General features: G+C 36.7%; 16 protein-coding genes and 4 pseudogenes. 8 read left to right on the top strand and 12 right to left on the bottom strand.

Going from position 1 to position 12,727, the window contains the following annotated elements; translation table 11 throughout:
• Positions 1–557: 557 nt before the first annotated feature.
• On the top strand, positions 558–2,480 hold the full coding sequence (locus tag PU02_RS02980; RefSeq protein ID WP_053944014.1) for a DUF1561 family protein: 1,923 nt from the start codon (positions 558–560) through the stop codon (positions 2,478–2,480).
• A 132-nt stretch (positions 2,481–2,612) separates the two neighbouring features.
• Here the strand turns inward: PU02_RS02980 and PU02_RS06925 are convergent.
• From PU02_RS06925 to PU02_RS02965, 3 genes and pseudogenes are all read right to left on the bottom strand, one after another.
• Positions 2,613–2,849: pseudogene (locus PU02_RS06925) on the bottom strand (hypothetical protein).
• Between the two features lie 131 nt (positions 2,850–2,980).
• Entirely contained in the window at positions 2,981–3,190 is a 210-nt protein-coding gene (locus PU02_RS02970; RefSeq protein WP_053944013.1) for a hypothetical protein, read from the bottom strand.
• Positions 3,187–3,849: pseudogene (locus tag PU02_RS02965) on the bottom strand (lysozyme). The gene PU02_RS02970 and the pseudogene PU02_RS02965 overlap by 4 nt, the downstream one beginning before the upstream one ends.
• 137 nt (positions 3,850–3,986) lie before the next feature.
• Between PU02_RS02965 and PU02_RS06555 the strand changes: the two are divergent.
• A complete protein-coding gene (locus tag PU02_RS06555; protein ID WP_071628361.1) occupies positions 3,987–4,193 on the top strand; it encodes a type II toxin-antitoxin system RelE/ParE family toxin in 207 nt (68 codons plus the stop codon).
• 32 nt (positions 4,194–4,225) lie between these two features.
• Positions 4,226–4,550 (top strand): annotated as a pseudogene (locus PU02_RS06550) (HigA family addiction module antitoxin).
• A gap of 107 nt (positions 4,551–4,657) precedes the next feature.
• Here the strand turns inward: PU02_RS06550 and PU02_RS02960 are convergent.
• From PU02_RS02960 to PU02_RS02950, 3 genes are all read right to left on the bottom strand, one after another.
• Positions 4,658–4,912 carry a hypothetical protein gene (locus PU02_RS02960; protein ID WP_053944012.1) on the bottom strand — a complete coding sequence of 85 codons (255 nt, stop codon included), beginning with the start codon at positions 4,910–4,912 and terminating at the stop codon, positions 4,658–4,660.
• Positions 4,909–5,637 carry a phage antirepressor KilAC domain-containing protein gene (locus tag PU02_RS02955; RefSeq protein WP_053944011.1) on the bottom strand — a complete coding sequence of 243 codons (729 nt, stop codon included), beginning with the start codon at positions 5,635–5,637 and terminating at the stop codon, positions 4,909–4,911. The genes PU02_RS02960 and PU02_RS02955 overlap by 4 nt, the downstream gene beginning before the upstream one ends.
• A gap of 735 nt (positions 5,638–6,372) precedes the next feature.
• Positions 6,373–6,639 (bottom strand): hypothetical protein, encoded by a 267-nt coding sequence (locus tag PU02_RS02950; RefSeq protein WP_053944010.1) that lies wholly within the window; start codon positions 6,637–6,639, stop codon positions 6,373–6,375.
• Positions 6,640–7,030: 391 nt separating this feature from the next.
• Here PU02_RS02950 and relB point away from each other — a divergent pair, with 391 nt between their 5' ends.
• Positions 7,031–7,258 (top strand): type II toxin-antitoxin system RelB family antitoxin, encoded by a 228-nt coding sequence (relB, locus tag PU02_RS02945; protein WP_053944009.1) that lies wholly within the window; start codon positions 7,031–7,033, stop codon positions 7,256–7,258.
• Positions 7,242–7,511, top strand: a complete 270-nt coding sequence (locus PU02_RS02940) for a type II toxin-antitoxin system RelE family toxin (protein WP_053944008.1) — start codon at positions 7,242–7,244, stop codon at positions 7,509–7,511. The genes relB and PU02_RS02940 overlap by 17 nt, the downstream gene beginning before the upstream one ends.
• A 421-nt stretch (positions 7,512–7,932) precedes the next feature.
• Here the strand turns inward: PU02_RS02940 and PU02_RS02935 are convergent, their stop codons facing one another.
• The 4 genes from PU02_RS02935 to ssb all read right to left on the bottom strand — a co-directional run bounded on the left by PU02_RS02935 (position 7,933) and on the right by ssb (position 9,510).
• Positions 7,933–8,355: a type II toxin-antitoxin system VapC family toxin gene (locus tag PU02_RS02935; protein WP_053944007.1), complete on the bottom strand. Its 423-nt coding sequence runs from the start codon at positions 8,353–8,355 to the stop codon at positions 7,933–7,935.
• Complete coding sequence (locus PU02_RS02930; RefSeq protein ID WP_144417872.1) at positions 8,356–8,607, bottom strand: type II toxin-antitoxin system VapB family antitoxin; 252 nt, start codon at positions 8,605–8,607, stop codon at positions 8,356–8,358. It lies immediately after the preceding gene.
• A gap of 64 nt (positions 8,608–8,671) precedes the next feature.
• Positions 8,672–9,049 (bottom strand): hypothetical protein, encoded by a 378-nt coding sequence (locus tag PU02_RS02925; protein ID WP_053944005.1) that lies wholly within the window; start codon positions 9,047–9,049, stop codon positions 8,672–8,674.
• Positions 9,050–9,063: 14 nt separating this feature from the next.
• The gene (ssb, locus tag PU02_RS02920; RefSeq protein ID WP_053944004.1) at positions 9,064–9,510 is read right to left on the bottom strand and encodes a single-stranded DNA-binding protein; all 447 of its coding nucleotides are present in this window, start codon (positions 9,508–9,510) and stop codon (positions 9,064–9,066) included.
• A gap of 284 nt (positions 9,511–9,794) precedes the next feature.
• Between ssb and PU02_RS06980 the strand changes: the two are divergent.
• Positions 9,795–10,090 (top strand): annotated as a pseudogene (locus PU02_RS06980) (type II toxin-antitoxin system HicB family antitoxin); the annotation flags it as partial.
• Between the two features lie 66 nt (positions 10,091–10,156).
• On the opposite strand, the gene PU02_RS02910 reads toward PU02_RS06980, so the two are convergent.
• Positions 10,157–10,450: a hypothetical protein gene (locus PU02_RS02910; RefSeq protein WP_053944644.1), complete on the bottom strand. Its 294-nt coding sequence runs from the start codon at positions 10,448–10,450 to the stop codon at positions 10,157–10,159.
• A 340-nt stretch (positions 10,451–10,790) separates the two neighbouring features.
• On the opposite strand from PU02_RS02910, the gene PU02_RS02905 reads away from it, so the two are divergent.
• A complete protein-coding gene (locus tag PU02_RS02905) occupies positions 10,791–11,144 on the top strand; it encodes a helix-turn-helix domain-containing protein (RefSeq protein ID WP_053944003.1) in 354 nt (117 codons plus the stop codon).
• Positions 11,145–11,533: 389 nt separating this feature from the next.
• The gene (locus PU02_RS02900) at positions 11,534–12,142 is read left to right on the top strand and encodes a LexA family transcriptional regulator (protein WP_053944002.1); all 609 of its coding nucleotides are present in this window, start codon (positions 11,534–11,536) and stop codon (positions 12,140–12,142) included.
• Between the two features lie 124 nt (positions 12,143–12,266).
• Here PU02_RS02900 and PU02_RS02895 read toward each other — a convergent pair whose 3' ends face one another.
• On the bottom strand, positions 12,267–12,584 hold the full coding sequence (locus tag PU02_RS02895) for a hypothetical protein (RefSeq protein WP_053944001.1): 318 nt from the start codon (positions 12,582–12,584) through the stop codon (positions 12,267–12,269).
• Positions 12,585–12,727: the final 143 nt, after the last annotated feature.

Genomic DNA, 12,727 nt, shown 5'->3' with positions numbered 1-12,727 from the left:
CGCTCATCATTTTATTAAAAAATTGTATTTTAGCTCTCTTCTGGGCACCATTTTGCTTTTTTCATATTTCAACACATTGATTTAATTAATCTTTTTTAAAGTGAGGGAATAGGATTTTCCAACTTGCCTCTGTAAACCTCATCAAAATTGACCTTTAAGAGTAGAACGTAAAAGAGATAATTAACCCTTTCATCAAATAACTCTGAGTAACGCTCTTCACGCTCAATCCCTATTTCATTGCCACTAATTTTTAAATTAAAAGCCACTCTTTCTTGACAGGCATATCCCGAACGCGATGTTCCTTGTAAAAAAAAGACAACGGCCTACTTTTTACAAAGACGCATTGCTTCTTTAATTTCTATAGCTTGACGGAATTTTAAAAATTTTAACGTTCAAGCATATCCGTCGTAAATGGCAAACAACATACATTGAACGTAAACTTATTGTTTTATCCAGAATACCATAAAACTCTTTCTTGTGAGGCAACCATATAAAAAAGCGGGTGGTCCTGACTAACTCATCAAAACTATAGCGGGGAGGAAATCAAAGGAAGCAAAATGAGATGGAAAATCCTTTTATTCTTCTTTAGTTTATTACTAAATGCTCGTACGTCTTTAGGAGCTCATGTTCCTGGAGTGATTCAAACTCCTCCTAACCATCCTCAGGATAAAGCTATCCAAGTTAAGGTCCATACAGGAAAGGAATATTGCTATGCTCCAGTTTTTACAAAAGGAGAAGGCTATATCTACATCGATAATTGTAACTCTTCTTATGTTAAACCAGCTCGCTACGACCTATTTCAAAGAGTAGCTTGGAAAGTAAATGATATATGGTTGTGTATGACCGCTCCTAGTTCAATCACAGATATTGACGGAAACTCCACAACTTATTGGGATTATCTTTTACTAAGACCTTGTGTTCTCAATGATCCTAATCAACGTTGGGTCATTGAAAACCGTATCTTGTATACAGCCGATAAAAAATTTCGTGTTAAAGACTATAAATGGTATGCTTATATTTCAAAGGACAAAAGCGCTTATTATGATCACACTTTAACCCCTCAAATGGATTCCTGGACCAAAAGGATTGTTACTCCCGTTAGTCTCAGTTTCAGAACATCTATAGCGTGGCTATTTATCAATATATACCCTCCTGTTTTCCATCTCTACTATCTTCAAAATGACTTATCATCACTCTCTGAAACGCCTCTTTATTATAACCCAGAAAATGGCCATATCGCGCAATATTACTCTAACAGTGGATACCTCTATTGTATGGCTTCCAAACAATCTCCCTCACAAAATTGGAATTGGGTAGAATGGACATATTGTACAGATGAAATTCCTAAAAAGAAGGATTCTACCTTCTGGGATCTTTTTCAGTTAGATGGGCGTGACGGTTTTATTCTGGACTCTAATCGTAATGCGTTAAGAGTTACCCGACATGGTCCCAATTGGGGTGTCCCTTATACAGCTAAGCCTGATTACCTTGAAAAAGACACAACAAATTCTCCAAAATCTAAATTTATGCTTTCTCCTGGTATTGAACAATGGAATCTCTACGTTAATGGGAATTTGGGAAAGACACTCATTTATTGCCCTGCTCCTGGAAACAAGGAGAATGTTGCTCAATCTTCCAAGACACGCGTAAAACGACATTTACCTCCTGATTTTACTCTCACTCCGGAGTGGATACACAGACTATGGCAGATTGCTACAAGTACTGTCGCTGGGCGTCAAGAAGAAGTTGGCTATTGTGGAGCCTGCACATTGCATACTGCACAAATGCTCGCTGAGTTGCTAGAATACCATCAAAGAGACCCCCTTAGAGATGGCGGTTACTTCTTTAATACACAAGGAGGTGCGGATCCATTTCTCTCATTTCGTCAAAGATACCCTGGTCTTACAGCAAGACTTGAAACAACACGAACTTATGCTACAGTACCTTTGTCTGCAGGGGAAAGTAGACATGAACGAGCGCATAGAGCAGCTCATCTAATGATGGCAATGTTTTTACCAGGCTATCTGTGGAGATCTTCAGCTACTGCAAGCACGCCACAAGACATGCAAAGAACGCTTCGAGATCTGGTGAATCTTCTTCCTGGAACGATTGGGTTTCTTTTAATTTCCAGAGCTAATGCAGCTGGTACAGGCAGAATTGCTCATGTTCAACCTTTTGTAAGGACACACCAAGGATTCACATTAATAATTACAAACACACTTGGCATACCTCTTGAACGATACAGAGCTCTTCTCAGCCCAACCACAGACCCAGCAAGACTATTGTATTATCTTTCAACTGAGGGACGTCGAAAAATTTATGCAATTACACCTTTTGAAATGGTTGGATTCAATGCACCTCCTTTGAGTGTTTCTATGTCTCAAAGAAACTGTACTGGAGAAGGAGAGCATAGAAGAGGTAATGGAGAATTACCAAACACCGCAACCATTAATCAATGTGGTAGTGGCAGATGTATGTGATCATATTGAAGACTAAAAGTTATTGAAAAATGAAAGAGTTTTCTAAAGAAATAGCACGAGATCAGCTAGATGAGTTTTTTTTCAAAAAGACGAATGTTACTAAATTCTTTCAATGGACAATAGAATAGCCTCTTAATTCTTTGCAAGCCATTGCTTCAAATGAGTGAAGATCGTATCCAGTGCATTCATAAGGCGTTCAAGATCAAGAATGAACAAAAATATTATCAACACTATCCATCACGTCAAACGAGACATCAGTTTCATCCCCTGGTAAGTACTCATCATTTCTTGCAAAAGCTCTTTCTCTGATTCCGTGAGCTCTACACTCTTGCTCTTATTACTTTCTCTTTTTGCTATCTTGCCAATCACACATATCTTCCCCCTACTTGTTACGCTTTAAGAGATCTCTCGCTACATTAGGACCGATTACCTCTAAATCCTGGCGCTCCAAATAAATAGGTAACAAACCAATGCAAAACGCCTGTTCATTTGTTGCGCACCTACCGAGAAAGAGCAGAATGCACATCAGCATCACTTTTTCGGTTAATCTCATTTTCTACCTCAAGCTGTCTTACCGCCATCTCTGAGGCACGCTCCGTCTGCTTGTGCTGTTCAGTCTCCTTTCCAGTGTAAAAAGCCTTCATGAAAGCCATAAAAAAAGCAGCAAAAGCTGCTAGAGTAATCAGGAAATATTCTTTCAACCAAGTCATAAGCGTTTTTCCTGAAAACGTTTGGCAACAAAAACAATCCCTCTACAGGCTGCTAAAACCATAATCGAAGCTAAAGCCCATTGCACAGGACCTTGTCCTGTCAAAATTCCTGTTAAACCTGATAAGGATCCAATGATAGATGCTAGAACTTCTGCTTTAAAAGAATGAGTTGGCTCTTTTGTTTCTACTTTTTTGATAATTTGAACAAACATAAGCCCCTTTAACCCAGAGCCCAGCTTCTGCTTCCCGACGATTGGCAAGCCCCTATAAACGTTTGCCACCTGCACTGATCCATTTTGCAATTCAGCCAGGACGAATTCATAATCACCTTTGTTCAGCTTTTTCAAAAGGGTAGAATTACAAAAAGCTTCTGCTCCTACATTATAGCAAAACGATACAAGTGTAGCGAATTGCTGATCAGTCAAAGGAACAGTAACGGCCTGCTCAACAGTGCTCTCAAATTGTTTCAAATCTTGTTCCAGAATGGTCTCTGTTTGGCTTTCAATTATTTTCATACCTTCTTGTATAATAGGTTCTCCTGCTTGTACTGCATGGCCATAATCTATTGTCCATACCCCAATAGCATCTTCATAGGCATGCAAGCGCAGCCCTTCCCATTGCTTAATAAGTGCAAGTCCTTCCTTGGATATTTTCCGCATATGTCTCTCCCCATAAAAAAGCCTATCCTTTACGGACAGGCAGCATTCGTTTCTATTTTGAAAATAGCTAATTTGTTGTATTTTTATTCAAAAATGTAACTTATTATATTACATTTTAGGGGACAAGGAAAAGTAAAATTGATCACAAGCTTCAACAGCGTATTCTTCGTCATCTTGATGTACTTGAAGCAACTTCTCAATTGGACGGCATCAATTTACCAGGATACGATTCTCACAAATTAAGAGGTTTTGTTCCAACTCGCTACACTATCCACGTTAATGGGCCATGGTGTATCACATTCGAATTTGTTGGTAGTCACGTGATTCACCTTGATTTCGAGTAATATCACTAAAGCTTTTTAAATGATCCTATACAATGATCATGCGACATCCTAATCGTTGTCCTTCCCATCCAGGAGAAATTTTGGCTGAAGCTTTGGAGCATTTGGATATAAACAAAACTGAAAGCTTATATTCTTCAAATTTCTCGTCAACATCTACACGGCATCCTTAAAGGTCAGCGTCTCGTTACGGCAGTAACAACAGCGAGCATCGGCAAATTATTAGGTAATGGGCCAGCACTATGGTTACAGCTTCAAGCAAATTATGATACGTGGCACGCACTGCGTGATATCGATGTTTCTTCTATTCCAACGCTAACGACCAGAAAAGTTAATAGACAGATAGAATACAGCCATTAACAATTGGCATCTTCTTTCTTGCAGAATAAGGTTTTATAGCACTCAAGATAATTCTAATAATGAAAAAAGGCTGGTGTTCAATTCCAGCCTTTGTTCTTTCTTATTCATTAATGGCAAAGTGCCTTGTCTAAATCCGGGCTATAAGCCTTCAACCAAGGATCAAAAACTCGGAGACAATTCTGAATCGCCAAAACCTTAAAAGCATTCGGAACTTCATCCTGAAGTTTTAACATTAAAGCTATTTCTACCTCATCCATAAGATCAACCAAGGCTGTGCATTCTTCATCTTCAATGTCTTCACGATTAGAAAGCTGAGACAGCTTCATCCACAAATCGCACAAAAAGTCGGTATCTATCTTCATTGCACACCTCCATGGAATTGCTCTCTCAAGCTCGCCAATCCATCGGCAGTGATTTTAGCTGAAGAAACTATTTTTTCTATTCCATCAGGTTTGTGAATAGTCAGAGTTGAGCAGTCCATCAGACCTTTCTTGATTTTATCCTGATACGGTAATAACGGAGCACCTGGAACACGTCTATAAACCCAATTATGACTCCACAAATAATGAATGAAATCCTTTGGTCGCATTTCTAATACCTTTGCTGCTTCAATGATACCGAATAGACCATCACTCCGCTTTAAGCTTTCAAGGGCTTTTGCTTTTGGTTGTAATTCAGCAATGACATTATCTTTGCGTTCATTTTCGTTTTTCAGATACGTCAAGACACCAAGAACTACTTCGGGGCTGGAGTAATCAATGCAAGGTGCTGCTACTTGCGCTTCCAGTGCCTGCCAGCAGTCAATGATCTTTGCACGTAAAGCAGTGCTATAACCAGAGACAAGAACTAAACATTCACGTTTAGGAAGATGATAGCAGTGCTGAGATCGACTCCGCGCGTCTAAATAAATATCCCCAAATTTGGGGATATCTCTTTTAGAGTATAGTTCTTCTAACATTTGCTTAATGTCACGCCTTACATGATCATGTCTTTTTCCGCACAATTCAGCAATCTCACGGCTAGACATAGTCTGAACCGTTGCACTATTATTAACAGTGCTTTCTGTAGTTTTTATGGGAGTGTTCATGACGAACTCCTGTGAAGTTAAATGTTTTTGATTGACACTCAAAAGAGTATCGGGCGCTCAAAAACACGGTTCACAGTCCGTCGTTACACTTTCCCCATGAGGGTATTGTATAGCGCAACCACACCCGACAAGCATATTGTATGCTACAAACATACAATGAGTCAAAGCCTTTGATGTGCGGAAAAGACGATTGTTTCGGCAACCTATCCGCTGTGAACTTAAGGTGTTTTTGAAGCACCTGACTCGAAAGTTTCATATTGAAACAACATTGTCAAGAGAAAAGTATGAAACAGGATATTATTTGTGAAGTCGAGTAATTAATCGAAATACTAAGTATTATTCCTGAGCGTTGTAAAACCTCATCCTTCAAGGGAGAGGAGGATGTAAAAAATCAGATATGCTGCAGGACCAATTAAATGAATTCTTCAAATACTTTTTAGAAAAGTATAGAAATTTTATTTTTATAGATAGTAAGATGTGTAATGTAGCGCTACACTGTAAACATGATCTGATTTATCTGCAATAAATGCGCAACATATCTTAGATTTAATCTGTTGCGCGATAGATAAACCCTATCATTTAAGGCAAAAGGACCTCAAAAGCATTCATAGCAAACTCGGTAAGAAAAACAGAAAACAAATCTCGCTCATTCTGTTTTTTCAAACCTAAACCACTACAAATATCAGTGCTGCTTTTTCATAAAAGGATATGCTTTCACGAAATAATAAATTTCTCTTATTTAAAAGAATCTACATTTTTGGAACACTTCATGTACATTGTATATCCTCGAGATTCCGAGTAACGGCTAAAGCGTTGACATTGATGCTCCTTCATTTTTTCTCTAAAGATATCGAATTCCCTCAAACTCTTATACATTTCCAATTTCATCATAAAATCAGAACGAGGATTCATGCTTTCAGCATAAGCCTTGTACTTGTTAGCCTCTGCTATTGAACAAAAAGCAGTCGAACACAAAGCTAAAGCTAAAATAAAACGCTTCATTGAGATAAACTCCTTACGCAAAAAATAATTATAAAATAACAAAATTTACGCAGGACCTTATTTAAAGGACCTTATGAAGGTCCATGTACACATTATGGTCATAATTGTCAACAAAGTAACACCTGTTTTGTGTTTTTTATATTTCTTATCCTCTAAAAATCTTCTGATTAAGCTTCTCTCTCCCATATATTCCTCAAAAACAAAAAACTGCAATGTGTGTATGGCCTTATCATTTTAGATAGTTACTACCTTAAAGATTTTCGCGCAAATAGGCGAAAACTATTCAATATCCTTATTGCCTTGAAAAACAAAGCAAATGTCGAGTGAAACATTTTTCTATACAATGCATTATACTTGTATTACAGTGAGTACGAATTACAAGAGGCTTACTATGACGACATCTATTCGGTTGCCAAGCGATCTTGAGACACGTTTAAAAAATCTAGCAGACAAAACAGGACGGACAAAATCTTTTTATCTGCGTGAAATCATTGAACGTGGGCTCGAAGAAGCAGAAGATTATTATTTAGCTTCTCAAGTAAGAGAACGTATACAAAAGGGAGACGCCACTTTTTATAGCTCTGAGGAAATAAGGAAAGAGCTTGGTTTGGACGATTAAATATGAAAATAAAGCTCTCAGTTTTTTAAAAAGATGCGACAAAAAAGAAGCACAGCGCATTCTTAATTTTTTAGATGAACAAATTTCTCCTCTTGGGAATGTGCGTACTGTTGGCAAGCCTTTAAGAGGCCAATTGTCAGGTTTGTGGAGATATCGTATAGGCAACTACAGGATATTGTGTGATATTTATGACAAAGAACTCTTCATATTAGTTTTAGCTATTGGACATAGGAAAAATATCTATAAAAATTAGTTTACATCCTCCTTCCCTTGAAGAGGATAACTTTACGGTAATCTAGGTAACCACTAAAATTAACCGGCTCAAATTTGAGGTCGTTAAATATTCTCTAGATGCTTTTAGTGAAATGATATTTTACATTTGAGAAACTGCCCCTTTAGGTTTTACTAGATTTTTAGTAAAAATTGATTTTATTATGAATAAAAAATTCAATCATTAAAATAAAACGAAAATAGGTGCCCCCAAATTTGGACTGGCCCTTCTTCTGTTTGTTTAAATAGGTGGCTTCAAATTTGAATTGACTTCTTTTTCTAGCTTTTGTGCTCCCCGATTTTGGAGAGCGCAAATCTTATAACGTTCGCCAAAATTGGCGAGCGTTAATAAGGGGATCTTTTATCCTGAGTACCGTAAGCCTCTTCCCTTCAGAGAAAGAATATCAAGCTTGTTCAATATCTGTGTAAATAAAATCATTTCCTTTAAATAATAGTGGCAATTTATAATTCTGGCTACAAGCATAAGCAAAACAATCTCCCATATTGAGCCGTGCCTTACTGCCTGTACCCTTACCAAAATGCATATAGGCATGAAGAGCAGTTTGATATTCACAACTATCAATGGAAACAAATTTAACACTATAAAAGTCTATAAAATCATCAACTAAAGCCTTAGCTTCTACAACTGTTGATCGCGCAGCCGGTTTCCCTTCTGATGTTCTTTCAAAACAAAGGCCTGCTACAGCCTCCCAAACCGCAATTGCTGACGTGCAATTTTCTTTAGCTTTTTTCCATTTTTCAATAAAAACAGGCGCTTCTTCCTCACCTAAAAGAATAGAAAGGATAGCTGAGGCATCAAGAAACATTTAAAAACCTCCGTTCAAATCATCAAAAAACGCCTTACGTTCTTCTTCTGTACGAGGTTTATAGCCCCTTCCTAAAAATTTTCGTGTCCGCTGCTGAAATTCTAAAGCCTTTTCATGATAAGAAACTTCTTTTTTTGCTGCTTTTAACATTAACAGAGCTGCTTCAACTGTTTGAGTATAGGTATTATAGCCGTAAAGATTTTTAACCTCATCAGCTAATTTTTTAACATTTTTGTTTGGAACAAAAAGCACATCATTGTGATCTTTCAATTAATATTAATTTTCTAAATCGATATTAATTTCAATATCTTTAATATTATATATTTTGCCGCTTTGTATAAAAATGCTTTTGAAGTGCATTAAGAACAATACGCAATGAACCAACGAGATGTGGCAAGCTCTGATCTTCTACAACAAGATACTGCTGTGCAACATCATATTGCTCTTGACTGAGACCGTCTTTCCCTCCCAACAAATAGAGCCGTCCAATATAGGAACCAGACAGTGGATTTTTTGCCTCTTCATATGTGAGCTCCAGGTGCTTCATACGCATTTGAATAGCTAACTGATCAATTGGTTCACGAGATTTCCTTGCTCGCGAAATACGGCCATTGGGTTCTCTCATACATCCCTCAATCCGCGAACGCCCGCATCTTGCACGTTTCGTACGCTTTTTTCTTTTTGACTTCGCCATATCCCAATTTTTGATTAGAATGGAATACTGTCATCGAGATTAGCGGATCCTGAAGCTATGGCATAATTTTGTGACAGCGTATTAGACTGTGAAGATGGACCATCACTGACAAAATTCTTCTTTGAATCCAGGAGATACAACTCTCCCTTAAACTGCGGCAAAATCACCTCTGTCGTGTAATGCTCCCCACCATTTTTATCTTGCCATTTCCGTGTTTGGAGTTGTCCTTCGATGTAAACTTTACTTCCTTTAATAAGATATTGAAGGGCAATTTTTGCAAGGTGCGGATTGAAAATCACAACGGAATGCCATTCAGTTTTATCTACTCGCTGATTGGTCGTTTTATCGGTATAACTCTGTGAGGTAGCGATACGAAAATTGACCACCTCGGCCCCAGAAGCCATTCTTCTACTTTCTGGATCAGCACCAAGGTAACCAATTAAAATGACTTTATTAAACATACTGATAGCCCCACCCTTTATGTTACTCTTTTTTAGAGGAAAAAACGCGTTATCTTTAAAGCTGAATATTGAAACTTAATACAGAAACTCAATAACTATTTTTATACTGCTAATTATAACACAATTATCTCATCTATAAAAACAAAAACATGTATAACTTACTGAAAATAATAATTATTTATAAAATATTTTTGCTTGTTTCTGTTGTAAACTTTTATTCAATTTTTTGTTCATCGAGTTTTTGGATATCGAACTTTTTTGTGCGATACTAACCATCTAAAGACTTAGGTTTAGCACTGCGGAGCTATCTTATACGTAATTTACCTTTGCCTACACCACAAAAATATAAAGGTCTCGTAGCGGTAACGGTAGATGCACGGAACGCCCTTAAATTGGCAGTAATAGAAGCTTTTAATGAAGCTAATATCACAAAGACAGAATTGGCTAACCGTATTGGAAAAAAGAAACAGAAGCGCGACGTATTCTCGATCCCAACTATCCAACTAAACTTCAAATGCTAGAACAAGCATTAGCTGTTCTTGGCAAACAAGTGATTATTTCAATTAAGGACGCAGCATAACCTGCATCCTCCTCACTTTGCAAAATAAGAAAGATGCAAATTAAAAGCTCTACATAGGATTATACATTACCAAAGCATTAAAAATTCCCGATAAGATAACCAATAACCACCACTATTATATTCTTTTTTGATAAGATCAATATCTTCAAGCTGATCTTGTTCACAACCGTCTGTATTCCCGTTGTCAAGGTAAATCCGCCATGCTTTGTCAGCATTACACGCAGTTATTTTATCAATGTATGCTTGATATTCTGCACTATATACTTCTTGGTCTGATACTTCTTGGTCTGCAGCTGCAACTGGAGACACAACTGAAAACAAAGCAGAACTCAAAGCTAAGGCTAAAACAATACGTTTCATGAGATCAATCCCTTTATAATAATACACATTTCGTGTTATAATGGTACACAATAATGTATCTTTTGTGTCTTTATATCTCTCATCCTCTAAAATATCTTCTGCTGACCGATCTTGAAGTTCCCGTTTCAAAAATTAGAGTGAAAAATTAATATCCTCCTCGCTCTGGAAGACAAAGATTCCTAACTACGCTTAGACAGAGTAGCATTGAGAAAATGTTAAAAACGCTATACATTGAAGAGATATCCTCAAATTTGAGAACATTCATCTTGAGCACTGTAAAATTCTCCCTTAAAGCTGCTCAAAACAAAAAAACACAACATAATTGTATCTAGAGGAAAAAATGCTCGATCAAATAACAAAAAAATCCTCTAGGTTAACGCAAGAGCGTTTAGCACGTGGTTTTAGAAGTGCTAAAGAAGCTGCAGAGTATTTTGGATGGAACTACTCCAGTTATATCCAGCATGAACAAGGAGTTAGAGGAATATCACGCGCATTTGCGAAATATGCAAAAGCATTTAAGGTTAGTGAAGGATGGTTATTAGCTGGAGAAGAAAATAGCCCCTCCTTCCCAATTTCTACTGTTGAACAAACTATTGATGAGAAAATTATTGATCCTTTAAAAAAAACAAATCAGTTAGATAAAGAAATAACTCTTCTTCTTTTAAATCGCTTACATCTTGAAAATAAAAAATAAAATCCTTCTTCTGCTCATCACTAAATGTAGAAATTAACCGCATTATTCTGCTGTCTAATTCTGTATCGCCCTTACTTTTATGCATAACTATTTTTTTCTCCCCTCTGCTAAAAATAGCTAATTGATATTCCTTTCACTCTGAAGGATAAGGTTTTGCAGTGATCTGAATACAGCTGATCAAAATTCGGCTTAGCTTATCCGTTTCACAATAAATCTTGCTATTCAGACAAATAAAATGTCAATTCGTCTAATTTTAAAAATTTTCTCATTGATTCATTCAAAATTTCAATCAAAGATAACCTTTCCTTTACTAAATACTATAATTATAGTTATAATAAATCAAGAAAGATTTACTCTTATCAAAGATAAAAAATAAGGTAAGCAAAATCATGAGCAACAAGTCGAATATCATAAATACTTTAAAAAAGATTTTGACTGAATTTAATCTAACTCAAGAAGATGTAGCCAAACGACTGAATGTAACACAAGCTTCGGTATCTAAGTGGCTTAAAGTTTCAGACCCACGAGGTTCGAATCGTGATGCTATTTTGAAATTATACAGAGAACTAAAAGGAGAAAATCATATAATAACTTTTGTGCCTCTTATGGGCTATATCGGAGCAGGAACACAGATAGATCCAAGCTTTGAACAAATTCCCGAAGAAGGCCTTGCACAAGTGGAAATCCCCTTCACTCTTCCTGATGACATGATCGCTTTTGAAGTTAAAGGAGATTCTATGCTCCCTGTTTACAAAGATGGAGACATGGTTATTGTTAGACGGCGTCAAATTAAAACAATAGAATCTTTTTTTGGAAGAGAAGCCGTCGTTTTAACACATGATAATAAAAGATATATAAAGAAAATTAGTAGAAGAATGAGTGGAGAAATAGACCTACTTTCATGGAATAGCTCACCTATTAAAAACGTGAAAATTATGTGGATTGGGGAAATATTTGCTATTTTGCCACAAAGCTCTTACGGTAAAATGGTACGTTAACATCCTACCCGCCTTCTGTGTGTAGTTTTTATAACAAAATGTGACTTTTTATCTTTTATTAAAAACTATAATTATAATTATTTATATTTCTGAATAAGAAATTTTTCTAAGTGATTTGATATCCTCATCCAGCTGAATACCTTTTAATGTCTTTATTGATTTCCTCTATGAGTGGCTCAATGTTGAGAATGGTCTTTGGAATACTACCACCGTACATCCGTGCCTTCACCTGTGCTTTAGTGCTAAAGTCTGCTTTTTTTGGTACGTCGTAGAACTGATAGCCTTCAAATGCTTCAAACTCTCGCGTACCATCTTCACATTCGTAGAGATTATAGAAATATTCAGCAGAGCCAAGACCCCAAGGAACATGGCCAATTGCAGTTGCAACAAACCGCTTTTGTGGTTTATTGTTTTTTGAGAACAAACGTTTAACAATTTCCATGCTCTTTTTCTCTCTAATTTGCAGCTTTTAGGCTATTTTTAGCATATACCTTTATTTGGCTTAAATTGACTCACACAGCGCGTTTTAAAATTTCTTCTCCCCAACATCAAAAAACTTTCAAATCTCTTTCAGTTAGCTTTTAT

The sequence above is a fragment of the Bartonella ancashensis genome (assembly GCF_001281405.1).
GTDB lineage: Bacteria > Pseudomonadota > Alphaproteobacteria > Rhizobiales > Rhizobiaceae > Bartonella > Bartonella ancashensis.
The sequence above is the reverse complement of the archived record's forward strand: the minus strand, read 5'-3'. Positions and strand labels throughout refer to the sequence as shown.